At 69.1% G+C, this 24,616-nt stretch carries 17 protein-coding genes; 7 read left to right on the top strand and 10 right to left on the bottom strand.

Features of this window, described 5'->3' with window-relative positions:
* Positions 1-111 precede the first annotated feature (111 nt).
* Both G5B46_RS10255 and pbpC read left to right on the top strand, forming a co-directional pair.
* Complete coding sequence (locus G5B46_RS10255) at positions 112-5,145, top strand: alpha-2-macroglobulin (RefSeq protein ID WP_165258401.1); 5,034 nt, start codon at positions 112-114, stop codon at positions 5,143-5,145.
* Complete coding sequence (gene pbpC, locus G5B46_RS10260; protein ID WP_165258403.1) at positions 5,142-7,226, top strand: penicillin-binding protein 1C; 2,085 nt, start codon at positions 5,142-5,144, stop codon at positions 7,224-7,226. The genes G5B46_RS10255 and pbpC overlap by 4 nt, the downstream gene beginning before the upstream one ends.
* On the opposite strand, the gene G5B46_RS10265 is transcribed toward pbpC, so the two are convergent.
* The 5 genes from G5B46_RS10265 to G5B46_RS10285 form a co-directional block, all read right to left on the bottom strand.
* Positions 7,223-7,840: a DedA family protein gene (locus tag G5B46_RS10265; RefSeq protein WP_165258405.1), complete on the bottom strand. Its 618-nt coding sequence runs from the start codon at positions 7,838-7,840 to the stop codon at positions 7,223-7,225. The genes pbpC and G5B46_RS10265 overlap by 4 nt on opposite strands.
* An 84-nt stretch (positions 7,841-7,924) precedes the next feature.
* Positions 7,925-8,380 (bottom strand): hypothetical protein, encoded by a 456-nt coding sequence (locus G5B46_RS10270; protein WP_165258407.1) that lies wholly within the window; start codon positions 8,378-8,380, stop codon positions 7,925-7,927.
* 5 nt (positions 8,381-8,385) lie between these two features.
* On the bottom strand, positions 8,386-9,012 hold the full coding sequence (locus tag G5B46_RS10275) for a carbonic anhydrase (RefSeq protein WP_165258408.1): 627 nt from the start codon (positions 9,010-9,012) through the stop codon (positions 8,386-8,388).
* Complete coding sequence (gene maiA / locus G5B46_RS10280) at positions 9,005-9,649, bottom strand: maleylacetoacetate isomerase (RefSeq protein WP_346764896.1); 645 nt, start codon at positions 9,647-9,649, stop codon at positions 9,005-9,007. The genes G5B46_RS10275 and maiA overlap by 8 nt, the downstream gene beginning before the upstream one ends.
* Positions 9,650-9,664: 15 nt before the next feature.
* Positions 9,665-10,345 carry a fumarylacetoacetate hydrolase family protein gene (locus G5B46_RS10285; protein WP_165258409.1) on the bottom strand — a complete coding sequence of 227 codons (681 nt, stop codon included), beginning with the start codon at positions 10,343-10,345 and terminating at the stop codon, positions 9,665-9,667.
* A gap of 169 nt (positions 10,346-10,514) precedes the next feature.
* Between G5B46_RS10285 and G5B46_RS10290 the strand changes: the two genes are divergently transcribed.
* Together G5B46_RS10290 and G5B46_RS10295 are read left to right on the top strand one after the other, a co-directional pair.
* Positions 10,515-11,393, top strand: a complete 879-nt coding sequence (locus G5B46_RS10290; protein ID WP_165258410.1) for an ABC transporter ATP-binding protein — start codon at positions 10,515-10,517, stop codon at positions 11,391-11,393.
* Between the two features lie 12 nt (positions 11,394-11,405).
* Positions 11,406-15,008, top strand: coding sequence for a M1 family aminopeptidase (locus G5B46_RS10295; protein ID WP_165258411.1), 3,603 nt, complete (start codon positions 11,406-11,408; stop codon positions 15,006-15,008).
* A gap of 103 nt (positions 15,009-15,111) precedes the next feature.
* Here the strand turns inward: G5B46_RS10295 and G5B46_RS10300 are convergent, their stop codons facing one another.
* Positions 15,112-15,708 carry a DUF4142 domain-containing protein gene (locus G5B46_RS10300; protein ID WP_165258412.1) on the bottom strand — a complete coding sequence of 199 codons (597 nt, stop codon included), beginning with the start codon at positions 15,706-15,708 and terminating at the stop codon, positions 15,112-15,114.
* 118 nt (positions 15,709-15,826) lie between these two features.
* Between G5B46_RS10300 and G5B46_RS10305 the strand changes: the two genes are divergently transcribed.
* Positions 15,827-17,023, top strand: a complete 1,197-nt coding sequence (locus tag G5B46_RS10305) for a CaiB/BaiF CoA-transferase family protein (protein WP_165258413.1) — start codon at positions 15,827-15,829, stop codon at positions 17,021-17,023.
* A 142-nt stretch (positions 17,024-17,165) separates the two neighbouring features.
* Here the strand turns inward: G5B46_RS10305 and G5B46_RS10310 are convergent, their stop codons facing one another.
* The gene (locus tag G5B46_RS10310; RefSeq protein WP_165258415.1) at positions 17,166-18,218 is read right to left on the bottom strand and encodes an aldo/keto reductase; all 1,053 of its coding nucleotides are present in this window, start codon (positions 18,216-18,218) and stop codon (positions 17,166-17,168) included.
* 196 nt (positions 18,219-18,414) lie between these two features.
* Here G5B46_RS10310 and G5B46_RS10315 point away from each other — a divergent pair, with 196 nt between their 5' ends.
* A complete protein-coding gene (locus G5B46_RS10315) occupies positions 18,415-19,161 on the top strand; it encodes a Bax inhibitor-1/YccA family protein (protein WP_165258417.1) in 747 nt (248 codons plus the stop codon).
* A gap of 75 nt (positions 19,162-19,236) precedes the next feature.
* Here the strand turns inward: G5B46_RS10315 and G5B46_RS10320 are convergent, their stop codons facing one another.
* Positions 19,237-19,566, bottom strand: a complete 330-nt coding sequence (locus tag G5B46_RS10320; protein WP_165258419.1) for a DUF2794 domain-containing protein — start codon at positions 19,564-19,566, stop codon at positions 19,237-19,239.
* A 654-nt stretch (positions 19,567-20,220) separates the two neighbouring features.
* Here G5B46_RS10320 and G5B46_RS10325 point away from each other — a divergent pair.
* Entirely contained in the window at positions 20,221-20,877 is a 657-nt protein-coding gene (locus tag G5B46_RS10325; protein ID WP_165258421.1) for a hypothetical protein, read from the top strand.
* A gap of 12 nt (positions 20,878-20,889) precedes the next feature.
* Here the strand turns inward: G5B46_RS10325 and G5B46_RS10330 are convergent, their stop codons facing one another.
* Both G5B46_RS10330 and acnA read right to left on the bottom strand, forming a co-directional pair.
* On the bottom strand, positions 20,890-21,600 hold the full coding sequence (locus G5B46_RS10330) for a DUF1223 domain-containing protein (RefSeq protein ID WP_165258423.1): 711 nt from the start codon (positions 21,598-21,600) through the stop codon (positions 20,890-20,892).
* Between the two features lie 185 nt (positions 21,601-21,785).
* The gene (gene acnA, locus G5B46_RS10335) at positions 21,786-24,473 is read right to left on the bottom strand and encodes an aconitate hydratase AcnA (protein WP_165258425.1); all 2,688 of its coding nucleotides are present in this window, start codon (positions 24,471-24,473) and stop codon (positions 21,786-21,788) included.
* Positions 24,474-24,616: the final 143 nt, after the last annotated feature.

Raw genomic sequence — 24,616 nt, forward strand, 5'->3', positions numbered from 1 at the left:
AACCGGTTCCTTCGAGCGAAAGCTTGAGAACCATTATCGCGACGCCGTTGACCCCCGCTCGCGCTTAGGTTCAAGTCCCCCAAATCACCTCGGATCTGGGAGAGACGACGGATGTCGACGGACGAGACGCCGCAAGGCGACGGCGCGGCCAAAACCTCCGTCTGGACCCGGATCAAGTCCCAGCTGAAGACCCCCGCCGTGGCCATCGCGGCGGGCGCCTTGGTCGTCGGCTTCGGCGGCGGCTTCGTGGCCGCCAAGACCGCCGACCTCGGCTGGTTCGGCGGCGGCGCAGGCAAGGCCTCGGCCAGCGGCGGCGTCGTCAAGGGCGAGGCCTGGTCGCTGTTCGGCAAGCCGCGCGACGCCAATGCGCGCCGGCGCGGCGTCCCCAAGCCCGAGGGCTTCGCCGTCTGGCGCACCCGCATCGACAGCTCCGGCGGCGAGGCCATGGCCTGCATCCAGATGAGCCGCGACCTCGACCCGTCCAAGGCCTATGCCGACTTCGTCATGGTCTCGCCCGACCTCGGCCGCACGCCGGCCGTGCGGGTCAAGGGCGACGAGCTGTGCATCGGCGGCGTCGGCTTCACCGACCGCCGCATCACCCTTCTGAAGGGCCTGCCCGCCAAGGGCGGCGACACCCTCGCCGCCAACGCCGACGTCGACTTCACCTTCGGCGAGAAGCCCCCCTATGTCGGCTTCGCTGGCGACGGGGTGATCCTGCCGCGCGAGGAATCCGACGGCGTGGCCATCGAGACCATGAACGTCCAGAAGCTGGCCGTCGAAGTCTGGCGGGTGTCCGACCGCAACCTGGTGCGCAAGTCGATCAGCGCTCCCGATCCCACCGGCGAGGGCGACTGGGCCGGCGACTATGGCGAGGACAGCGCCGGCGACGAGGGCCGACGCATCTGGAAGGGCGAGGTCTCGGTGGACGGCGCGGCCGGCGCCAAGGCCACCACGGTCTTCCCGCTGGGCGCGGTGCTCAAGGAGATGAAGCCCGGCGCCTACCTGATCAAGGCGCGCGACGCCTCGGGCGGCCGCGATCCCGACGGCGAGGGCGACACCCCGCCGGCCCAGGCCCGCCGCTGGATCGTGTTCACCGACATGGCGCTGATCGCCTATGACGGTTCCGAAGCGCTGGACGTCGTGGTCCGCTCGCTGAAGACCGCCAAGACCGTCTCGGGCGTCCGCGTGGCGCTGGTCGCCCGCGACGGCGAGCCCCTGGCCGAGGTCAAGAGCGACGCCGACGGCCGCGTGCGCTTCCCCCGTCCGCTGCTGAAGGGCGAGGGCGGCGAGCGCGCCAAGATGGTCATGGCCTATGGCGTCGAGGGAGACCTGTCGGTGCTCGACCTCGACCGCTCGCCGGTCGACCTGTCCAAGCAGGGCGTCGGCGGCCGCACCGAAAGCGAAGGCGGCCGCGCCGTCGGCAGCGACATCGACGGCTGGCTCTATGCCGACCGCGGCATCTATCGCCCCGGCGAGACCGTGCACCTGACGGCGATGATCCGCGACCGCATGGCCAAGGCTGTCAACGACCGCAAGGGCTACATCCTCGTGAAACGCCCCTCGGGCGTGGAGTTCAAGCGCTGGTGGTTCGGCCAGGCCAACGCAGGCGCGGTGCCGATCGACATCGCCCTGCCCCGCAGCGCCCCGCGCGGCCGCTGGACCGCCGAGCTGCACATCGAGGGCATCGAGGCCTCCACCGGTTCGCTGAGCTTCAGCGTCGAGGATTTCGCGCCCCAGCGGCTGGCGGTCACCGCCACCGGCCAGGAAAGCACGCCGATCCGCATCGGCGAGACCCGCCAGATCGCGGTCAACGCCCGCTTCCTCTACGGCGCGCCCGGCTCGGGCCTGCAGACGCAGGCCGAGGCCCGCCTGCGCCGGGATACCGACCCCTTCCCGCAGTACAAGGGCTTCGAGTGGGGCGACGCCAAGGAGCCCTTCGACGAAAAGCTGATCGAGCTGGGCACGACCGTCACCGACGGCGAGGGCCGCGCCGTCCTCAATCTGGGCACCAGCGACGTCGGCGACACCGGCCAGCCCCTGGTGGCGGCGGTCACCGCCTCGGTGTTCGAGCCCGGCGGCCGCCCGGTCCGCGAGGGGCTGGAACTCAAGGTCCGCGGCAAGCCGATCTATTACGGCGTCAAGGTCGAGCAGGGCGACGGCTCGGGTCGCGATGACCCGCCGGTGAGCCTGGAAGTCATCGCCGTCGACGCCGCCGGCAAGAAGATCTCGACCACCGCCAGCTACACCCTGATCAGCGAGAACTGGAACTACGACTGGTTCCAGCAGGACGGCCGCTGGCAGTGGCGGCGCACCAGCCGCGACGCCGTCGTGGCCAAGGGCGCGCTGAACATGTCGGCCGGGGCCAGCGCGCGGATCAACCGCCGCCTGGGCTGGGGCGACTACCGCCTGGTCATCGAGGGTCCCGAAGGAACCAAGACCGTGGCCCGCTTCTCGTCGGGCTGGGGCTCGCCGGCCAAGGACGCCGAGGCCCCCGACTTCGTCCGCGTGTCGGCCGGAACCCGCGCCTATGCCCAAGGCGACACCGTCGAGATCACGCTGAAGGCGCCCTATGCCGGCCAGGCCCAGGTGGCCGTGGCCACCGATCGCCTGATCGACTTCAAGACCCTGTCGGTCGGCGAGAACGGCGCGACCGTGAAGCTGAAGACCAGCGCCGCCTGGGGCGGCGGGGCCTATGTGATGGTCACCGTCATCCAGCCGCGCGATCCGGTGGCCTCGCCCAAGCCCAAGCGGGCCCTGGGCCTCGTTTACGTGCCGCTGGAGCCCAAGGGTCGCAAGCTGACGGTCGATATCGGCACGCCGCCGAAGCTAGATTCCAAAGCGCCGGTGGAAATCCCGCTCAAGGTGCAGGGCCTGGGCTTTGGCCAGAAGGCCCGGGTGACGGTGGCGGCGGTGGATGAAGGCGTGCTGCGCCTGACCCGCCAGGAAAGCCCCGACCCGATGAAGTGGTACTTCGGCAAGCGCGCCCTGACGCTCGACTACCGTGACGACTACGGCCGCCTGCTCGACCCGAACATGGGCGCGCCGGCCAACGTCAACTTCGGCGGCGACGAACTGGGCGGCGAGGGCCTGACGGTCACGCCGATCAAGACCGTGGCCCTGTGGTCGGGCGTGATCGAGACCGGCCTCGACGGCAAGGCGACGATCAAGCTGCCGGCCGCCGACTTCAACGGCGAGCTGCGGATCATGGCCGTGGCCTGGACCGACAACGCCGTCGGTTCCGGCTCCAAGGCCATGACCGTGCGCCAGCCGGTGGTCGCCGACCTCAACCTGCCGCGCTTCCTGTCGCCCGGCGACAAGCCGACCGCGACGCTGGAACTGCACAATGTCGAGGGCAAGCCCGGCGCCTACACCGCCGAGGCCAACGCCTCCGGCGGGCTGAAGGTGGCGTTCAAGAAGGTGATCACCCTGATCCTGGGCCAGCGCGTCGCCGAGAAGATCCCCTTCCTGGCGCCCGACGTCACGGGGATCGGCAAGATCGGCTTCAAGGTCAGCGGTCCAGGCTTCTCGACGGCCAAGGACTATCCGATCCAGACGCGCCTGGGCTGGGGCGACGTGGTGCGCACCACCACCGAACTTCAGGCCCCGGGCGCGACCTACACGCCCAACTACCAGCTGCTGTCGGGGCTGGCGGCCGGCGACGTGACGCTGCAGGTCAGCTACTCGCCGTTCAAGGGCTTCGACCCGTCGGCGATCGCGGTCGCTCTGCAGCGCTATCCGTACGGCTGCACCGAGCAGGTGGTGTCGGCGGCCTATCCGCTGCTCTACGCCCAGAGCGTCTCGACCGATCCCAAGCTCAAGCGCACCCCCGCGGCCCTGGCCGGGGCGGTGGGCCGACTGCTGGATCGCCAGACCCTCGACGGCGCCTTCGGCCTGTGGCGGGTGGGCGACGGCGAGGCCGACCCCTGGCTGGGCGCCTACGCCACCGACTTCCTGCTGGAGGCCAAGGCCCAGGGCGTGGCGGTGCCCGACGAGGCGCTGGACAAGGCCCTGAACGCCATGCGCCAGGTCAGCCGTCCCGACGGCTGGGCCTCGGTGTCCTACCGGATGGAGTATCCGTCCTGGTGGGGCCGCAACGAGGACGAAAGCCGCAAGGCCACCCAGCGCATGCGCCGCCGGGCCAGCGCCTACGCCCTCTACGTCCTGGCCAAGGCCGGGCGCGGGGACCTGGCCCGCCTGCGCTGGTGGCACGACGTGCAGATGAAGGACGAGGACCAGCCGATCGCCAAGGCCCAGGTCGCCGCGGGCCTCGCTTTGATGGGCGACCAGGCCCGCGCCCGCTCGGCCATGCGCCAGGCGGTGAACTCGCTGAACTGGCGCGACGAGTACGACTGGTACCAGAGCCCGCTGCGCGACGTGGCCGCCGTCACGGCGCTGGCGGTGCAAGCCGGCCAGGCCGACGTCGCCGCCCGCCTGCAGGGCCGCCTGGAGAACGTGGTCAAGGATCCCGACGCCCTGAACACCCAGGAACAGGCCCAGCTGCTCTACGCCGCCCACCAGCTGATGAAGGCCGCCGGCCCCATCAACATCGACGCCCAGAACGTCGTCGCCCTGCCGGCCGCCGGCGGCGCGCCGCGCTGGGCCGTGGGCAAGCTGGCCGACGCCCGCTTCACCAACAAGGGCAAGGGCGCGCTGTGGCGGACGGTCAGCGTGCGCGGCACGCCGATCGTCGCCCCGGCCGCCGAGAGCAACGGCCTGTCGGTGAGCAAGCGCCTGTTCACGATGAGCGGCGGGGCGGTCGATCCGTCGGCCATCCGCCAGGGCGAACGGGTGATCGTGCTGATCCAGGGCCGGTCGATGCAGGCCCGCTCGACCGCCCTGGTGGTCGACGACGCCCTGCCCGCCGGCTTCGAGATCGAGGCCCCGCTCGGCGCCGACGACGCCCAGAACGGACCGTTCCGATTCCTGGGCGAGCTGTCGACGCCGGACGCCCAGGAAAGCCGCGACGACCGCTACATCGCCGCGCTCGACCTGGAGGGCAACAAGCCCTTCGCCATGGCCTACATCGCGCGGGCCGTGACGCCGGGCGAGTTCTTCCTGCCCGGCGCGGTGGCCAAGGACATGTACCGTCCGAGCATCGCCGCCCGGTCGGACGCCGGCCGCACGATCATCGCGGCCGGGCAGTGACGCCTGAGCGCCTCCCTTCCCCCTCGCCGGGGGAAGGGAAGGTTCCGTTGATCACCCGCCTGCTCAGCGGCTTCCTCGCCGCCCAGGTCGGGGTGTTCGCGCTCAGCGCCGCCTTTCCCCCGGACATGAGCCGCGCCAAGCGCTCCTCGCCCGTGGTGCTGGGCGAGCGCGGGGCGTGGCTGCGCGCCCTGCCGGTGGAGGACGGCCGCTGGCGGGTGCGCGCCGACCTGGAACGCACCGACCCGACGTTCCTCAAGCGCCTGGTCGCGGTGGAGGACGCCCGCTTCCGCTGGCACCTGGGCGTCGACCCCATCGCCGTGGTCCGCGCCACCGGGTCGGCGATCGTGCATGGCCGGGTCAGCAGCGGCGCTTCGACCCTGTCGATGCAGACCGCCCGCCTGCTGGAGCCCCGGCCGCGCAATCTCGGCTCCAAGCTGGTCGAGATGGTCCGCGCCGTGCAGCTGGAAAGCCGGCTGACCAAGGACGAGATCCTGGCGCTGTACCTGACGCTGGCCCCCTACGGCGGCAATCTGGAAGGCGTGCGCGGGGCCAGCCTCTCCTATTTCGGGCACGAGCCCTCCAGCCTGACCGACGGCGAGCAGGCGCTGCTGATCGCCCTGCCCCAGGCGCCCGAGGCCCGCCGCCCCGATAGGCGACCCGAAGCGGCTCGCGAGGCCCGCCGCGCGGTGCTGGACAAGATGGTCCGCGCCGGCGCCCTGACCAACATCGCCGCCGTCGAGGCCGAGGGCGAGCCGATCCCCCGCCGCAGCGCCTTCCCGGCCCTGGCCTGGCACCTGGCCGGCCAGCAGGCCGCCGCCGCGCCGGCCAGCCAGTCCAGCGTGCTGACCACCATCGACCCGGACCTGCAGGCGCGGCTGGAGCCCCTGGCCGCCGCCGTCGCCGCCAGCCAGGGCCCGGAAGCCACCGCAGCGATCATCGTCGTGCGGATCCGCGACCGGGCGGTGCGGGCCCTGGTCGGCTCGGCCGGCCGCGACCGGCCCGGCGGCTGGGTGGACATGACCGGCGCCGCCCGCTCGCCCGGCTCGGCGCTGAAGCCCTTCGTCTACGCCTTCGCCTTCGACGACGGCATGCTGGCGCCCGACACCCAGATCGACGACGCCCAGACGCGGTTCGCCGACTACCAGCCGGAAAACTTCGACCGGGTCTTCCACGGCAAGGTCACCGCCCGCGAGGCTCTGGCCTATTCGCTGAACGTGCCGGCCGTCGCCACGCTGGAGAAGATCGGCCCCGAGGCCTTCGCCGCCCGCATCGAGGCCGGCGGGGTGCGGCTGCTGCGCCCCAAGGCCGAGGTGAAGGCCGCCGGCCTGGCCCTGGCGCTGGGCGGCGCGGGCATCACCCTGCGCGATCTGGTCACCCTCTATGCGGGCCTGGGCGACGGCGGGGTGGTCAAGCCGCTGGCCTACACCCTCGACGAAGCCAAGGCGCGCGAGCACCAGGGCGGAACCCGCATCGCCCGGCCGGAAGCGGTGAACCAGGTGCTCGATATCCTGCGCGAGGCGCCGGGCCCACGCGGCCGCGCGCCCTCGGCCCTGACCCGGGGCGGGCCGGCCATGGCCTTCAAGACCGGCACTTCCTACGGCTTTCGCGATGCGGTGGCGGCCGGGATCGTCGGCGGCCACGCCATCGTCGTCTGGACCGGTCGGGCCGACGGCGGCGCGCGCGGCGGGCTGACGGGGCGCGACGCGGCCCTGCCCACGCTGTTCGACGTCGCCGACCTGGTGGGCGCGCCGCCCACCGCCCCGCGCCCGATCGCGCCCAAGGCCGCGCCCGGCGCCTTGCAACAGCTGCGAACCGTCGCCGACGAAGGCCCGCGCCTGATCTTCCCGCCCGACGGGGCGACGGTGCAGGTCGAGGGGCTGGGTAAGAGCTCGCGCGGCCTGGTGCTGGCGGCCGGCGGCGAGAACCTGTCGTGGTACGTGGACGGCAAGCCCCTGGCCGACGATCCGGTCGGCGGCAAGCCGGTCTGGCGACCGACGGCGGCGGGCTTCTATCGGCTGCGGGTGGTCGACGACCAGGGCCGGACGGCCAGCGCCCGGGTGCGCATCAGGGCGCCGGGCTAGGCCTTCGAGGCCGCGGGCTTGCGGCGCAGGACCATCACGGTGGCGACCAGCAGCAGGCCGCCGACGACCACCGCGGTCAGCAGCATCGGATCGGGCTTCCAGTAGCCCAGGTGGCGGGCGGCGAGATAGCCGGGGGCCAGCACGGTGATCACCCACACCGGCGCGGTGACGGTGTTGGCGGCGTGGAAGGTCCAGTCGCGCATGCGGGTCATGCCGGCGGCCATCGGCACGAACGGGCGCAGCGGGCCGAGGTAACGCGCCACGGCCAGGGCCAGCACGCCGTAGCGGCGGGTGTAGAGCCGGGCGCGCGCCACGGTGCGGCGGTGCTTGGCCAGCACCGGATGGCGCACCGCGCGGGCGCCGATGTGGCGGCCCATCAGGTAGGAGATGGCGTCGCCCAAGGCCGCGCCGACGCTGCACCAGATGATCACCTCGACCGGATGCAGCGAGCCGGTGGCGATCAGCGCGCCGGCCGTCAGCATCACCGCCATGATCGGGATCAGCACCCCGACCAGCATCAGGGCTTCGAGCAGGGTGACGACCGCCAGGATCACGCACACCAGCAGGCGGTGCTCGACGACGAGGCTGTGCAGGCTCTGGAGAAAGGCGTCCATGCAACCACCGTGGCAGGGGATGGTGACGAACAAGTAAGCACCGAACGCCGATCCGCCAACTGCGACGATCCGGCGCGGCTAGATTTACTCTCGCGGCGCGGGGGCTCTCCAGAGGTTGGGCAAGGCGTAGGCGTCCGGCCTGGCCTCGAAGCGGATCGCACCGGCCTCCGTTTCGAACGCCAGCGTCAGCAGGTCGGCGACCGGGGGCAGGCCGAACCCCGGCGACCGGATCGCCGCCGCCATCTCAGCCGCTCCCTCGACGAGCGCCAGGCGAAGGATCTCGGCCTGCGGGTGCTCGTCGCGAATCCGCAGCCGCGCTTCGTCCTCGCCGACAAGCCACCCTTCCGCCGTCAGCACCTCGCGACGGTCCTCGTGCGCCGCCAGTCCGAACCGGAAGCTGGCCCACCCGTGGGCCAGCAGCGCGCCCAGCACCCGGATGGGCGCGTCGAAGACCGCCGGCGCGAGCAAGGCGCGCGCCGACAGCAGATCATCCAGACCCAGCAGGTCGGAATCTCCGGTCATGCCGTCGACGCGCATCATCTCGGCTAGGCCTTGCCTTCCAGCACCCGCTGATAGTCCTCGAGGCTCTCGATGCCGACGTTCAGGTCGGTGACCAGGCCGTTGGCCAGCGAATAGACCCAGCCGTGCACGGCCAGGCTCTGGCCGCGGGCCCAGGCGTCCTGCACGAACACGTCCGAGGCGACGTTGCGCACCTGGCGGATGACGTTCAGCTCGCACAGGCGGTTGAGGCGATCGCGTTCCTCGGGGATGGCGTCGAGCTCGCAGCGGTGCTCGGCGTGGACCTCGCGGATCGGGTGCAGCCAGTGGTCCACGAGACCCCGGCGCTTGCCGTCGATGGCCGCCGCCACGCCGCCGCAGCCGTAGTGGCCCACGACCATGATGTGCTTGACCTTCAGCACGTCGACCGCGAACTGCAGCACGGACAGGTAGTTGGCGTCCTGCGGCGGGGCCAGGTTGGCGACGTTGCGGTGCACGAACAGCTCGCCTGGATCCAGGCCCACGATCTCGTTGGCCGGCACGCGGCTGTCGCTGCAGCCGATCCACAGGTACTCGGGGCTCTGCTGGTTCTCCAGGCGCTTGAAGAACTCGGCGTCGACCTCGGTCTTGCGCTTGGACCAGTTGGCGTTGTTGGTTTTCAGATCTTCAAGCATCGGCGGCGTCCGGCTGGAGGCTGGGGTGAGCAGCGGCGAAGGCGGGATGGTCGGCGGCGCGGTCGGCGGCCGCCACCAGGGTCGGATAGGGTGAAAGGTCGATGTCGAAACGGCGCGCGCCGTAGACCTGGGGCACGATGCAGGCGTCGGCCAGGGTCGGCGTATCGCCGTAGGCATAGGTTCCGCCGTGGGCGACGACGGCGGCCTCCAGGGCGGTGAAGCCTTCGGCCAGCCAGCGAGCCATCCAGGCGCGGCGGGCGGCCTCGTCCTGGCCGCGGGCGGCGAGCTCGCCGGTGACGCGCACGTTGTTCAGCGGATGGATGTCGCAGGCGACGACCTGGGCCATGGCCCGCACCCGGGCGCGGCCCAGCGGATCGGCCGGCAGCAGGGCGGGCTCGGGATGGGTCTCGTCCAGCCATTCCAGGATGGCCAGGCTCTGGGTCAGCACCACGCCGTCGCCGATGGCGAGGGCCGGGGTCAGGCCCTGCGGGTTGAGGTCGAGATAGGCGCCCTGGCGCTGCTCGCCCTTGAGCAGGTTCACCGGCGCCTGATCGTAGGCCAGGCCCTTGAGATTGAGGCCGATGCGGACGCGATAGGGCGCGGCCGCCCGCCAGTAGCCGAACAGCGTCAGGGTCACGGCCGCGCGCTCCCTCTAGACCAGGGTGAAGGCCAGGGCGCCGACGCCGTCGACCTCGCCGGCGATCGCATCACCCCGGACCACCGCGGCGACGCCTTCCGGCGTGCCGGTGAAGATCAGGTCGCCGGCCGCCAGGGTCCACAGCTTGCTGGCCTCGGCGATGATCTCGGGGATGTTCCAGATCATGTCGGACACCAGGCCGGTCTGGCGCTGCACGCCGTTGACCGTCAGCCAGATGGCGCCGTCCAGCGTGGCGTCGGCGACGGGGCGGATGGCCGAGATCGGGGCGGAGAGGTCGAAGGCCTTGCCCGCTTCCCACGGGTGGCCCTTGGCCTTGGCCGCGCCCTGCAGGTCGCGACGGGTGAGGTCCACGCCCACCGCATAGCCGAACACGTGGTCCAGGGCGTCGTCGACGGCGATGTCGGCGCCGCCCGACTTCAGCGCCACCACCAGTTCGATCTCGTGGTGCAGGTCGGCCGTGCGCGGCGGATAGGGCACTTCGTTCAGCAGCGGCGCGATCGCGTCGGCCGGCTTGGCGAAGAAGAACGGCGGATCACGCTCGTCGCCGCCCATCTCGGCCCGGTGCGCGGCGTAGTTTCGACCCACGCACAGGATGCGACGGACGGGGAAGACCGCTTCGGATCCTTCCACCGGAACCGAAGGCTGGACGGGCGGGGGAAAGGCGTAGGTCGTCATGGCCGCCTGCTTAGACCCAAACGCGCCCGACCGGAACCCCGGCGCAAGGCGCGACATTCGTCGGGAACCCGACCGCCTAAACGTTCTTTCACTTGCCCAGGCTCGCGCCGTCTTGTCATGTCGGCCTGGGGACTGTTGGCGTTAACAAGACCGGGGGCCGCGAGTAGCGATGCTGATCATCGAAAACCTGACGCACGTGTATGGCAATGGCGTGCGCGCCCTGGACGAGGTCAGCCTGACCATCCCGCGCGGGATGTACGGCCTGCTGGGCCCCAACGGCGCCGGCAAGTCCACCCTGATGCGGACCATCGCCACCCTGCAGGCGCCCACCTCCGGCCACATCCGCTTCGGCGACATCGACGTGCTGAAGGATCCGGAAGCCCTGCGCCGCGTGCTCGGCTACCTGCCGCAGGACTTCGGCGTCTATCCGCGGGTCAGCGCCTACGACATGCTCGACCACATGGCCGTGCTGAAGGGCATCGCCGGCCGCAAGGAGCGCAAGGACACCGTCGAGAGCCTGCTGGCCCAGGTCAATCTGTGGAACGTCCGCAACAAGGCCATCGCCGGCTTCTCGGGCGGCATGCGCCAGCGCTTCGGCATCGCCCAGGCCCTGATCGGCGATCCGCGCCTGATCATCGTCGACGAACCCACCGCCGGCCTCGACCCGGAAGAGCGCAACCGCTTCCTCAACCTCTTGGCCGAGATCGGCGAGAACGTGGTGGTGATCCTGTCGACCCACATCGTCGAGGACGTCTCCGACCTCTGCCCGGCCATGGCCATCATCTGCGACGGCCGCATCGTGCGCGAGGGCGCCCCGGCCGACCTGATCGCCCAGCTGGAAGGGCGCATCTGGAAGAAGACCATCGACAAGGCCGAGCTGAACGACGCCAAGAAGGCCTATCAGGTGATCTCGACCCGCCTGCTCGGCGGCCGCACCATCATCCACGTCCTGGCCGACCAGGACCCCGGCGCGGGCTTCGCGCCGGTGATCGGCGGCCTCGAGGACGTCTACTTCTCGACCCTCGCCACGACCCGCTGCGCGGCGTAGGGGGCAGACGCCATGTTCGGCAAGATCGCGAGCTTCGAGCTCCGCTACCAGCTGCGCTCCCCGGTGTTCTGGGTGGTCGCCGTCCTGTTCTTCCTGCTGACCTTCGGGTCGGTGGTCGTCGAGCAGATCTCGATCGGCGGCGGCGGCTCGATCCACAAGAACGCCCCGTTCGCCATCGCCCAGACCCACCTGATCCTGTCGATCTTCTACATGTTCGTGACGACGGCCTTCGTGGCCAACGTCATCGTGCGCGACGACGAGACCGGATACGGCCCGATCCTGCGCACCACCCGGATCCGCAAGTTCGACTATCTGTACGGCCGCTTCGCCGGCGCCTTCCTGGCCGCCGCGATCTCGTTCCTGGCCGTGCCGCTGGCGATGCTGATCGGCTCGTTCATGCCGTGGATCGACCCTGAGAAGCTGGGTCCGAACCTGCTGAACGCCTATGTCTACGCCTATTTCGTGCTGGCCCTGCCGACGCTGCTGCTGACCTCGGCGCTGTTCTTCGCCCTGGCCACCGTCACCCGCTCGATGATGTGGACCTATGTCGGCGTGATCGGCTTCCTGGTGCTGTGGGTGGTGGCCGGCATCGCGCTGGACAAGCCCGAGTTCGAGCAGGCCGCGGCCCTGTGGGAACCGATGGGCACCGGCGCCTTCGGCCTGGCGACCAAGTACTGGACCGCCAACGAGCGCAACACCCTGACCCCGGCCGTGACCGGCGCGCTGCTGTTCAACCGAACCTTCGTCGTAGTGCTGGCCGCGGGCCTGCTGGCGGCCGCCTACGGCCTCTTCCGCTTCCAGTCGGCCGAACTGGCCGGCCGCAAGGGCGAGAAGGCCAAGCCCGGCCTGCCACCGCCAGTCGAGATCCTGCCGCCGCCGCCCAAGCCCCTGGCCAAGCCGCGCCACGACCGCGCCACCGCCTGGGTCCAGTTCGTCGCCCGCACGCGCCTGGACATGGGCCAGGTGTTCAAGAGCCCGGCCTTCTTCGTCCTGCTGGCGCTGGGCCTGTTCAACGCCGCCGGTTCGCTGTGGTTCGCCACCGACGCGGACGGCTACGGCGGCCAGATCTATCCGGTGACCCGCGCCCTGCTGCGGCCGCTGCTGGGCTCGTTCAGCCTGATCCCGATGATCATCGCCATCTACTACGCCGGCGAGCTGGTCTGGCGTGAACGCGAACGCCGCACGCACGAGATCATCGATTCCACCCCCGTCGGCGACTGGGCCTTCACGGCTCCGAAGATCGCCGCCATCTCGCTGGTGCTGCTGTCGACCCTGCTGGTCAGCGTGGTCGCCGGCGTCGTCAGCCAGGTCGCCCACGGCTATTTCCGGCTTGAGCTCGACAAGTACCTCCTGTGGTACGTGCTGCCCCAGGCCGTCGACTGGATCCTGCTGGCCGTGCTGGCCGTGTTCCTGCAGGTGCTGAGCCCGCACAAGTTCATCGGCTGGGGCTTGATGGTGGTCTACATCGTCACCCAGGTGACGTTCCAGAACCTCGGCTTCGAGCACAATCTCTACAATTACGGCGGCGCGCCGGGGACGCCTTTCTCCGACATGAACCGCCTGGGGTCGTTCTGGATCGGGGCCTGGTGGTTCCGCGCCTACTGGAGCGCCTTCGCCGTGCTGCTGACGGTGCTGTGCTACGCCCTGTGGCGGCGCGGGACCGAGGCCAGGCTGCTGCCGCGCCTGCGCCGCCTGCCCCACCGCCTGCGCGGGGTGAACGGCGTGGTGTTCGGGCTCGTCTTCCTGGCCTTCGTCGGTCTGGGCGGCTTCATCTACGTGAACACCAACGTCTGGAACGAGTACCGCACCAGCCTCGACGACGAGCGCTGGACCGCCGACCTCGAAAAGACGCTGCTGCGCTACGAGAACACGCCGCAGCCCAAGATCACCGGCATGAAGCTGGACGTCGACCTCCACCCGGGCGAGCCCCGGGCGGTGACCCGCGGCGCCTATGTCATCCAGAACAAGACCGGCGCTCCGCTCAAGGAGATCCACGTCCGCTTCGACCGCGACCTCGTCGTGCGCGGGCTGTCGATCGAAGGCGCGCGGCCCAAGCAGACCTTCGAGCGCTTCAACTACCGGATCTTCGCCTTCGACACCCCGCTGGCGCCGGGCGAGACCCGCCGGATGAGCTTCATCACCGAGCGCAGCCAGAAGGGCTTCAAGAACAGCGGCAATGAAAGCCGCGTGGTCGCCAACGGCACGTTCCTCAACAACATGGAGATCGCGCCGATCCTGGGCATGAGCCGCGACGGCCTGCTGCAGGACCGCGCCAAGCGCCGCAAGTACGGCCTGCCGCCGGAACTGCGCATGGCCAAGCTGGGCGATGTGGCGAGCCGCCAATTCAACGGCCTGCGCAAGGACGCCGACTTCGTCACCTCCGACATCACCGTCACCACCGACGCCGACCAGACGCCGATCGCGCCTGGCAGCAAGACCTCCGAACGGGTGTGGAAGTCGGGCGACCAGGAACGCCGCACCGTGCGCTTCGTGGCCGACGCGCCGATCCTGCCGTTCCTGTCGATCCAGTCGGCCCGCTACGCGGTCTCGCGCGAGACCTACAAGGGCGTCGATCTGGCGGTCTATTACGACCCGCAGCACGCCTGGAACATCGACCGCATGCGCGGCGCGATGAAGGCCTCGCTCGACTACTACCAGGAGCATTTCAGCCCCTATCAGTTCAAGCAGCTGCGCTTCCAGGAGTTCCCGGCCTACCAGGACTTCGCCCAAGCCTTCGCCGGCACCATTCCGTGGTCGGAGAGCATGTTCTTCATCGCCGACTACAGCGATCCCGAGAAGATCGACATGGTCACCTATGTCGGCGCGCACGAGATCGGCCACCAATGGTGGGCCCACCAGGTGCTGGGCGCCGACCAGCAGGGCTCGACCATGCTGTCGGAGACCTTCGCCCAGTACTCGGCCCTGATGGTCATGAAGCGGAAGTACGGCGAGGCCCAGATCCGCAAGTTCCTGAAGTTCGAGCTCAACAGCTACCTGCGCTCGCGCGGCGGCGACGTGCTCGAGGAACAGCCGCTGGCCCGGGTCGAGAACCAGGGCTACATCCACTACCGCAAGGGCTCGCTGGTCATGTACCGGCTGCAGCACGAGGTCGGCGAGGAGACCGTGAACCGGGTCCTGCGCAAGCTGATCGCCGACCACGGCTTCAAGGGCGCGCCCTACCCCACCACGCTCGACTTCCTGGCCGCCCTGCGCGCCGAGGTCCCGGCCGACAAGCAGGCCCTGGTCACCGACCTGTTCGAGAAGATCACGCTCTATGACCTGAAAACCAAGAGCGCGACCGTCAAGAAGCGCGCCGACGGCCGGTTCGACGTCAAGCTCGTGGTCGAGGCCAAGAAGATGTACGCCGACGGCCGCGGCAAGGAGACGAACGCCCCGCTGAACGAAGTGCTGGACGTGGGCCTGTTCACCGCCGAGCCGGGCAAGAAGGACTTCCAGCAGAAGGACGTGGTGGTCATGGAGCGCCGCCCGATCCGCAGCGGAACCCAGACCCTGACCTTTGTCACGCCAGTCGCTCCGCGCTTCGCCGGCGTCGACCCGTACAACTTCGTCATCGACCGCAACGGCGACGACAACGTCGTCAAGGCGGCGGATTAGGGAATAGCTCCTCTCCCGCTGACGCGAGGGAGGAGTTAGCCGCCGCAAAGAAAAACCCCGGCCTCACGGCCGGGGGTTTTCCGCATGAGGGCTCCTGCGAGCCTTACTTCATGCCGTTCTTCAGGCCCTCGGCCATGTTCAGGTGCTCCTGGATCTTCGGCGCGGTCTCGGCGGCGAAGGTCTTGATGGCGGCGTTGTCGCCGTCCTGGGCGTAGCGCTGGAAGAGGTTCAGCGCGGCCTGGTGGGCGTCGACCTGGTCGTCGGCGTACTTCTTGTCGAAGTCCTTGGCGTCGGCCTTGTTCAGGTCGTCCAGCTTGCCCTGCAGGTCCTCGGGCAGAGCGGCCGGCAGGGTGAAGGTCGCGCCCGAGGCGGCGATGGCGGCCTTCAGGCCCTGGCTGGTGGCGGTGTGGGCGTCGATCATCGCCTGGGCGAACTTCTTCACGTCGGCGTTGGTCGAGCGCTTCAGCGCGATCTTGGCCGACTCGATCTCGAAGGTGTCGCCGGCCGCGGCCTTGGCCGAGAAGTCCGGGGCCTTGGCCTCGTCAGCCGGGGTCGGAACGGTGGCGGCGGGGTTGGCGTCCGGCGTCGCGGCCTGTTCGGCCGGGGTGGCGGCGCCCTTGGCCTCGTCGGTCTTCTGGCCGCAGGCGGCGAGGCTGAGAGCGGCGAAGGCGGCGCCGACGATGAGAAGCTTGCGGGTCATGGCTGTGTCTTTCCCTGCGCGTTTTTCTGATGGAAGAAGGTCGGCGTCGCGCGTCGCCGTGTGGCAGGAAGAAGGTTCACGGCCGCGTGATGGTTCCGTGATCGGGGAGAGGAACAAAATGACCCAAGGGCCGTTGGCGGGCGTCCGCGTCATCGAGATGGGCCAGCTGATCGCCGGTCCGTTCTGCGGCCAGATCCTGGGCGACTTCGGCGCCGAGGTGATCAAGCTGGAAGACCCCGGAACGGGCGATCCGATGCGCCAGTGGGGACGCTCCAAGCCCAAGGGCCTGTCGCCCTGGTGGCCGGTGATCGGCCGCAACAAGAAGTCGGTGACGGTGGACCTGCGCACCGACGAAGGCCGCGCCATCGCCCGCGACCTGATCGCCGCCGCCGACGTGGTGGTCGAGAACTTCCGTCCCGGCACGCTGGAAAAGTGGGGCCTGGGCTATGAGGCGCTGTCGGCGATCAATCCGGGCCTGGTGATGGCCCGCGTCTCGGGCTTCGGCCAGACCGGCCCCTACGCCAAGCGCGCCGGCTACGCCCTGGTCGGCGAGGCCATGGGCGGTCTTCGCCACATCACCGGCGAGCCCGACCGCAATCCGGCCCGGGCCGGCATCTCGATCGGCGACAGCCTGTCGGGCCTGAACGCCGCCCTGGGGGTGATGATGGCCCTGCACGCGCGCCACGCCACCGGCAAGGGCCAGGTGGTCGATGCCGCCATCTATGAGAGCGTGCTGACGGTGATGGAGAACCTGGTCACCGAATACGACCTGACCGGCTACATCCGCGAGCGCTCGGGCGCGGTGCTCCCCGGCATCGCCCCGTCGAACGTCTATCCCACCAGGTCGGGCGAGCTCGTCTTGATCGGCGCCAACCAGGACACCCTGTTCAAGCGGCTGTGCGACCTGATGGGCCGGCCGGACCTCGCCGAGGATCCCCGCTATCGCGACCACGCCGCCCGGGGCGTCAACCAGGGCGAGCTCGACGCCCGCATCGCCGCCTGGACCCTGGACCAGGACATCGACGACCTGCTGCCCGGGCTGGAGGCCGCCGGCCTGGCCTGCGGCCGCATCTACCGGGCGCCGGAAATGTTGGCCGACCCGCAGTTCCAGGCCCGCGACTCGATCGTCTCCGTGCCCCACCCGGTGTTCGGCCAGGTGAAGATGCAGAACGCCTTCCCCCGCCTCACCGCCACCCCCGGCGGCGTCCGCTGGACCGGCCCCACGCTGGGCGAGCATACGCAAGACGTGCTGACGCAGGTGGCGGGGATGAGCGCGGAGAAGGTCGCCGAGCTGAGGGCGCGGGGGGTGGTTTAGAAGACCCTCCCCCTGACGGGGGAGGTGGCCCGAAGGGCCGGAGGGGGAAGTGGCTGTTGAAGTCAGTTCACTCGCAAAGCCAGCAGTACCTTCCCCCTCAGTCGCTACGCGACAGCTCCCCCTTCAGGGGGAGGGTCCGAAATCACGGGCAGGGGTTCGGCCGCGCCGCGTGGATGGCGTTGACCGCCTTTTCCAGCTCCTCGGTCCATTCCACGTCGAAGGCGTCGATATCGGTCTTCAGCTGCTCCATGCTGGTGGCGCCGATGATCGTGGCGGTGACGAACGGACGGGCGTCGACGAACTTCAGGGCCAGCTGGGCCGGATCCAGGCCGTTCTGGCGGGCGAGGTCCACATAGGCGGTGAACGCCTCGATCGCGCCCGGCCCCTCATAGCGCTGCATGCGGTTGTAGAGCGCCTTGCGCGAGCCCTCGGGCAGGTTTCCGCCCAGGTACTTGCCGGTCAGCTGACCCTGGGCCAGCGGCGAATAGGCCAAGAGGCCCACCTGCTCGCGCATGGCGATCTCGGCCAGGCCGTACTCGAACACCCGGTTGGCCAGGTGATAGGCGTTCTGGATCGAGGCGATGCGCGGCAGGCCGCGGCTTTCGCTTTCGGCCAGGAACTTCATCACGCCCCACGGGAACTCGTTGGAGACGCCGAGCGCGCGGATCGAGCCCTTCTTCACGTGGACGTCCAGCGCCTCGAGGATGTCGCCGAAGCGCTCGTAGTCGTCGTCGTAGTCCTTGTAGGTCTGGCCGCCGAACACCCGCACGGCGCGGTCGGGCCAGTGCAGCTGATAGAGGTCGAGATAGTCGGTCTGCAAACGCTTCAGCGAGCCTTCGACCGCCTCGTTAATCTGGGCCTTGGTCTGGCGGGTGCTGGCGCCGTCGGCGCGCATCCACGGCAGGCCGCCGAACGCCGAGCCTCGGCCGGCGACCTTCGAGGCCAGGACGATGTCCTTGCGCCGCCCCGTCTTGGCCAGCCAGCTGCCGATGTAGCGCTCAGTGCGCCCTTGGGTCTCGGCCGTCGGCGGGCTGGCGTACATCTCTGCCGTATCCCAGAAGGTGACGCCGCGACCCAGCGCGTAGTCCATCTGGGCGTGGGCCTCTTCCTCGCTGTTCTGCGAGCCCCAGGTCATGGTGCCCAGGCAGCAACGCGAGACCTGGATGCCGGTGCGGCCGAGTTCGACGTAGTCCATGAAGTCCCCTGCTTGGCTTTGCCCGCCTATTTAGGACGTCACGGCGCGCAGGCGAACCTAAACCTCGGGCGCCCAGACATACTTTGATACATTCGCGCCCGCCTCGTCTTCCCGCTTGAAGCCTTGCGTAGAAGGCCATTCGATCCGATATTTCACACGTGTCCCCTCGGGGACGTTGGAATAAGGGTTTCTTTCGATGAACGACTTCAACCGCGACTATGCGCGCACGATCCCGGCGGATCGCGTCGACATGTCGGTTGACGCCGGGCTGCGCAGCTTCATGCTCGGCGTCTACAACAAGGTGGCGCTGGGCCTGCTCCTGTCGGCCGCCCTCGCCTGGACGACCAGCTCGTTCCCGCCCGTGCGCGACCTGCTGTTCCAGGTGAACGGCAACCGCGTCGGCTACACCCTGCTGGGCATGGTCATCGCCTTCGCCCCGCTGGGCATCCTGCTGTTCTCGAGCTTCGTGATGAAGTCGATCAACCCGCGCACCGCGGGCGTGATCTACTGGTCGATCGTGTCGCTGATCGGCGCGTCGCTCGGCACCGTGGTGCTGATGTACACCGGCGGCAGCGTGGCCTCGACCTTCCTGATCACGGCCACCGCCTTCGGCGCGCTCAGCCTGTTCGGCTACACCACCAAGAAGGACCTGACCGGCTTCGGCAGCTTCCTGATCATCGGCTTGGTCGGTCTGATCCTGGCTTCGATCGTGTCGCTGTTCTTCCCGTCGGGCCCGCTGGTCTTCGCGATCAACGCCATCGGCGTGCTGATCTTCGCCGGCCTGATCGCCTACGACACGCAGAACCTGAAGATGACCTACTACCAGGTCGGCGGCGACGCGGCCGCCAAGTCGGTGGCCACCAACTACGGCGCGCTGAACCTGTACCTGGACTTCATCAACCTGTTCCGCTTCCTGCTGTTCTTCCTGGGCGACCGCCGCTAAGGCGCCTTCCAGGCACAAACGACGAAGCCCCGGCGGATCGCTCCGCCGGGGCTTTTTCGTGGGCGGCCCCCAAGATCAGTCGACGACCTTGAACTTGCCCTTGTCGAACAGCCGCAGCACCTGGGCCAGGTCGTGGCCGCGCTTGAGCACCATGCCGCCCTGGCCGCGCACCAGCCACTGACCCTGCTTGCGGGCCAGCTCCGGCCACTTCTCGACGCGGTACAGAGGGGCCTCGGCGGCATGGCGGAAGATCGAGAAGGCCGCGTGGTCGCTCGCGCCGCCCATGCCGTAGTCGCGCCACTCGCCGGCCGCGACCATCCGGCCGTAGAGGCGTAGGAGCTGGTCGATCTCGCGACGCTCGAAGAACACGACGCCGCCGACGGGAGGGGAAACGTCCAGGGCCATGGAGCGAATCCTAACCCCAAATCAGGGGTTCAGGCGAGCGTCGCGCATTTGCAACATCGGTCGACGAAGCGAAAAGCCAAGCTGGACCAGGCCACGAAATGACCTTGTTTCGGTCCTTCGCCCGCCCGGTTCGAGGGCGAAAAAGTCAGTGTCGGCTGATCGGACACCCCACGGTCCTGGATCCTGAACAGCCCCCCCAGCCCCCCTCGATCGCGGGCCGGTCAGCCGACAGACCAATCAAGAGAACCCCTCTCTTAACTGCAGAGCCCGCGTGGAAACCCCTCCCACGCGGGCTTTTCGCATCTGGACCCCAGCCCCTTTCGGCGCGGCTTTCGGAACTGCAAAGATCGCCACAGAGGCGCCCCAGCCCGTCGCGAAACGACCCTGATCGCGCCCTCAGCCGGCCGCGCGGGCCCTCGATAGTCTCATGGTCGGTCGATCGGAACGCCTCGCGGTCCGGGATCCTGAACAGCCCCTCCAGCCCTCCGGCTCGCGGGCGGCCCGTTCGACCGACGCGTATCTTCTATCCCCTCCCCCTAAAGACCCCGCTTCGCCGATCATCCCCTAAGGCGAGGCGGGGTTTCTTTTGCGCGCCCACGTCGGATTGACGCTCGTAAACTTCATCGCCCACAATGGGTGCGAGGGGGAGATGTCATGATCAACGGCCGCGATCTGGCGATTGCGATCAGCACGGGCGTGCTAGCCTTCGCCCTGCCGATGGGCGCGGCGTCGGGTCCGGCGCGGACCTCCGGCTATTTCCCACTCGAGTTCCGCAAGCCCTCGATCCTCTGCCCGATCTTCACCCGCCGGCCGATCATGACCAGCCATGAGGACGAATGGTATTCCGGCACGCTTTCAGCCGCCGCCGAGCCGTCGCTCTATGCCTATTCGCGCCAGCGCCATCCATCAGGGGTCCGGGCCTACCGTCTGATCATCCTGCCCAGCTTCGACAAGCCGGTGATCGTGCGGCTGAACCGCCGAGCCAGCGGCGAGATCGATCTGATCGCCAAGCGCCTGTCCGGCGCCGGCGGCTATGATCCGGGCCAACTGGAAAAGGCCGGCGTCGTGCGTCGAACCCTGACCCCGAACGAGGCAAGGCAGTTCCAGGCCATGCTGGCCAGGGCCGGCAAGCTCAACCGGCGCCCCGTCACCTGCACCATGGGCCTCGACGGGTCGGAATGGATCCTGGAGTCGGCGGACGGCGGGACCTACCGCTATGTGAACCGCTGGTCGCCCGAGCGCGGCGACGAGCGGGCGCTGGGCGAGTTCATGCTCGGCCTGGCCGGCTGGCGACCGCCAAGGGGGTACTGAGCGGGATCCGCCCTATCGGCTCTTGCCGCCGGGGGGCAGCACGCCCAGCACCCGGCCGCCCTTGGCGCCCTGCACGATGACGGCGGTGGCCAGTTCGTCGTCCTTGGCCAGGGCCGGCAGGCGGTACATCTTCGGACGGCCCGTCCAGGCGCCGATCTTGACGATCTCGCGCACCACGTTGCGGTGGACGATGGTCTGGCCGCGATTGTCGCCGCGCTTGACGGCGATCTCCTGCTTGCGCGGATCAAAACGCACCAGCCACACCTCGGCTCCGCCCCGCGGCGACGCGCCCGAGCCGATGGCGACCCGATTGGTCCCGACGAACTCCATGTCCGGGGCCGGCGGCAGGTGGGCGGTCTCGATCAGGCGCTCGACGGTCTCGGCCTTGGCGCCCGAGGCCTGCACCTTGCCGGCCACCACCACCTGGGGCGTGGGCACGTCGCGCAGAGCAAAAGCCTTGGCGTAGGCCCGCTGGCGCTCGACGAAGGCCGGCTTGGCGAAGGTGTCCTTCCAGCCGAGATAGTCCCAGTAGTCGACCGAGTAGGTCAGGGCCAGGACGTCGTCGCGCTCGGCGAGCTCGGCGGCCGCCTGGTTGGCCTTGCCGCAGGACGAACAGCCCTGGGCGGTGAACAGCTCGACCAGCACGGGCGACTTGGCCGCGGCCGGGGCGGCGACGAGGCTCGTCAGGACGAGGGAGACAAGAGAGATCAAGGCCGTACGCATGTGCGGCGCACTTAAGCCAAGAAAGCGCTGCGTCGCCCCTCACGAGGCCGTGAAATGGCCGCTTCAAGGCCCGGAAATCCACACGACAACGATGTCGGCCCCCCGACGGACCATCGGGCAAAGCAAAACGGCCGGCCCCAGGGGGACCGGCCGTCTCGTTATTCAGCCTGAAAAGGCGCTTGCGCTTAGTCGGCCTTGGCCAAGTTGCGCAGCACGTAGTTCAGGACGCCGCCGTTCTTGAAGTACTCGAGTTCGGTCGGCGTATCGATGCGGCAGCGCACCGGGAAGCGGGCGATGCGGCCGTCGGTCGGGCGGTAGAGCTCGACGATCAGCTGCTTGCGCGGGGCCAGATCCGTCAGGCCACGGATCGAGACCAGCTCTTCGCCGGTCAGCTCCAGCTTCTGCCAGCCGTCCTGGATGAACTGCAGCGGCAGCACGCCCATGCCGACCAGGTTCGAGCGGTGGATGCGCTCAAAGCTCTCGGTGATCACCGCGCGAACGCCCAGGAGCTTGGTGCCCTTGGCGGCCCAGTCACGCGACGAGCCGGTGCCGTATTCCTTGCCGGCGAACACGACGGCCGGACGGCCTTCGGCCTGGTACTTCATGGCCGCGTCGTAGATCGGCATCACTTCGCCCGAGGGGAAGTGCTTGGTCACGCCGCCTTCGATCTCCGGAGTGATCTTGTTGCGGATGCGGATGTTGGCGAAGGTGCCGCGCATCATGACTTCGTGGTTGCCGCGGCGGGCGCCGTAGCCGTTGAAGTCGATCGGCTCGACGCCGTGGTTGACCAGGTACTGACCAGCCGGGCTGGAGGTCTTGATCGAACCGGCCGGGCTGATGTGGTCGGTGGTGATCGAGTCGCCGAACACGGCCAGGACGCGGGCTTCCACGATGTCGGTGACCGGCGAGGGGGTCATCGACATGTTCGGGAAGTACGGCGGGTTCTGGACGTAGGTCGACTCGCCTTCCCAGGCGTAGGTCTGGCCACCCGTGACCTTGATGCCTTGCCAGTTCTTGTCGCCCTTGAAGACGTCGCCGTAGCGGCTGGCGAACATCTTCTCGTTGATCGACTTGCGCTGCAGGGCGGCGATGTCTTCGTTCGACGGCCAGATGTCGCGCAGGAAGACGTCGTTGCCCTTCTTGTCCTTGCCGATCGGCTGGGTGTTCAGGTCGATCTTCAGCGAACCGGCCAGGGCGTAGGCCACCACCAGCGGCGGCGAGGCCAGGTAGTTGGCGCGGACGTCCGGGTTCACGCGGCCTTCGAAGTTACGGTTGCCCGACAGCACCGAGCAGGCGACCAGATCGTTCTCGTTGATCGTCTTGCTGATGTTTTCCGGCAGCGGGCCCGAGTTGCCGATGCAGGTGGTGCAGCCGTAGCCAACCAGGTTGAAGCCCAGGGCGTCGAGGTGCTTGGTCAGGCCGGCCTTGGCCAGGTAGTCGGTGACGACCTGCGAACCGGGGGCCAGCGAGGTCTTCACCCACGGCTTGGCCTTCAGGCCCTTGGCGACCGCGTTCTTGGCCAGCAGGCCGGCGGCGATCAGGACCGAGGGGTTGGAGGTGTTGGTGCACGAGGTGATGGCGGCGATCACCACGTCGCCGTGGCCGACGTCGAAGTCCTCGCCTTCGACCGGAGCACGGAACTCGGGGCTTTCGGCCTTGCCGAACTCACCGACCAGCGACTCGGCGAACTTGCTCGAGGCGTCCGACAGCAGGACGCGGTCCTGCGGGCGCTTCGGGCCGGCCAGCGACGGCAGAACCGTGCCCAGGTCGAGTTCCAGGCTGTCGGTGAAGGTCGGCTCGGCGACGCCGGGCTCCCACCACAGGCCCTGTTCCTTGGCGTAGGCTTCCACCAGGGCGACGCGGTCGGCTTCGCGGCCAGTGCCCTTCAGGAAGGCGACGGTGGCGGCCGAGATCGGGAAGAAGCCGCAGGTGGCGCCGTATTCCGGAGCCATGTTGGCGATCGTCGCCTGGTCTTCCAGGGTCAGGTTGGCCAGGGCGTCGCCGTAGAATTCGACGAACTTGCCGACCACGCCCTTCTTGCGCAGCATCTGGGTGACGGTGAGCACCAGGTCGGTGGCCGTCGCACCTTCCGGCATGGCGCCGGTCAGCTTGAAGCCGATGACTTCCGGGATCAGCATCGGGATCGGCTGGCCGAGCATGGCGGCTTCAGCTTCGATGCCGCCGACGCCCCAGCCCAGGACCGACAGGCCGTTGACCATGGTGGTGTGGCTGTCGGTGCCGACGACGGTGTCGGGGTAAGCCACTTCGGCGCCGTCGACCATGGCGGTCCAGACGGTCTGGGCCAGGTATTCCAGGTTCACCTGGTGGCAGATGCCGGTGCCGGGCGGGACAACGCGGAAGTTGTTGAAGGCCGACGAGCCCCAGCGCAGGAAGCGGTAGCGCTCGATGTTGCGCTCGTACTCGCGCTTGACGTTGGCGTCGTAGGCCTTGGCGTCGCCGAAGTTGTCGACCATCACCGAGTGGTCGATGACCAGGTCGACGGGGTTCAGCGGGTTGATCTTGGCCGGGTCGGCGCCCAGGGCGACCATGGCGTCGCGCATCGCGGCCAGGTCGACGACGGCCGGAACGCCCGTGAAGTCCTGCATCAGCACGCGGGCCGGGCGGAAGCTGATCTCGTGCTCGACCGAGCCCTTGTTTTCCAGCCAGTTGGCGACGGCCTTCAGGTCGGCTTCGTTGACCGAGACGCCGTCTTCGTAACGCAGCAGGTTTTCCAGCAGCACCTTCATCGAGACGGGCAGCGAGCCCGTACCGGCCAGACCGGCTTCCTCGGCGGCGCGAAGGCTGTAATAGACGTAGGTCTTACCGCCGACGACGAGTTCGCGGCGGGTTTTGAGGCTGTCTACAGACGCCATTTGGAAGGATCCCTTCTCTGTTCACGGCCGCCGGAAAACCACTCCCGGGATCGCGCGATCGAGGCGGACCCACAGCGTCCATCCTCGCGCCGCGTACGCCCCATCCAATGCGGAGGGTGACGGCCGAGCGCTTCTTAGCGCCG

This window comes from Caulobacter sp. 602-2 (assembly GCF_011043625.1).
Lineage (GTDB): Bacteria > Pseudomonadota > Alphaproteobacteria > Caulobacterales > Caulobacteraceae > Caulobacter.

Excerpts from the sequence above, each read along its gene's own strand:
- acnA (WP_165258425.1), bottom strand. The coding sequence starts at position 24,473 with ATGGCGTCTGTAGACAGCCTCAAAACCCGCCGCGAACTCGTCGTCGGC.
- G5B46_RS10295 (WP_165258411.1), top strand. The coding sequence starts at position 11,406 with ATGTTCGGCAAGATCGCGAGCTTCGAGCTCCGCTACCAGCTGCGCTCC.
- G5B46_RS10285 (WP_165258409.1), bottom strand. The coding sequence starts at position 10,345 with ATGACGACCTACGCCTTTCCCCCGCCCGTCCAGCCTTCGGTTCCGGTG.
- G5B46_RS10265 (WP_165258405.1), bottom strand. The coding sequence starts at position 7,840 with ATGGACGCCTTTCTCCAGAGCCTGCACAGCCTCGTCGTCGAGCACCGC.
- G5B46_RS10305 (WP_165258413.1), top strand. The coding sequence starts at position 15,827 with ATGACCCAAGGGCCGTTGGCGGGCGTCCGCGTCATCGAGATGGGCCAG.
- G5B46_RS10300 (WP_165258412.1), bottom strand. The coding sequence starts at position 15,708 with ATGACCCGCAAGCTTCTCATCGTCGGCGCCGCCTTCGCCGCTCTCAGC.
- G5B46_RS10275 (WP_165258408.1), bottom strand. The coding sequence starts at position 9,012 with ATGCTTGAAGATCTGAAAACCAACAACGCCAACTGGTCCAAGCGCAAG.
- G5B46_RS10315 (WP_165258417.1), top strand. The coding sequence starts at position 18,415 with ATGAACGACTTCAACCGCGACTATGCGCGCACGATCCCGGCGGATCGC.
- G5B46_RS10320 (WP_165258419.1), bottom strand. The coding sequence starts at position 19,566 with ATGGCCCTGGACGTTTCCCCTCCCGTCGGCGGCGTCGTGTTCTTCGAG.
- G5B46_RS10270 (WP_165258407.1), bottom strand. The coding sequence starts at position 8,380 with ATGATGCGCGTCGACGGCATGACCGGAGATTCCGACCTGCTGGGTCTG.
- G5B46_RS10290 (WP_165258410.1), top strand. The coding sequence starts at position 10,515 with ATGCTGATCATCGAAAACCTGACGCACGTGTATGGCAATGGCGTGCGC.
- G5B46_RS10310 (WP_165258415.1), bottom strand. The coding sequence starts at position 18,218 with ATGGACTACGTCGAACTCGGCCGCACCGGCATCCAGGTCTCGCGTTGC.
- G5B46_RS10325 (WP_165258421.1), top strand. The coding sequence starts at position 20,221 with ATGATCAACGGCCGCGATCTGGCGATTGCGATCAGCACGGGCGTGCTA.
- G5B46_RS10330 (WP_165258423.1), bottom strand. The coding sequence starts at position 21,600 with ATGCGTACGGCCTTGATCTCTCTTGTCTCCCTCGTCCTGACGAGCCTC.
- G5B46_RS10255 (WP_165258401.1), top strand. The coding sequence starts at position 112 with ATGTCGACGGACGAGACGCCGCAAGGCGACGGCGCGGCCAAAACCTCC.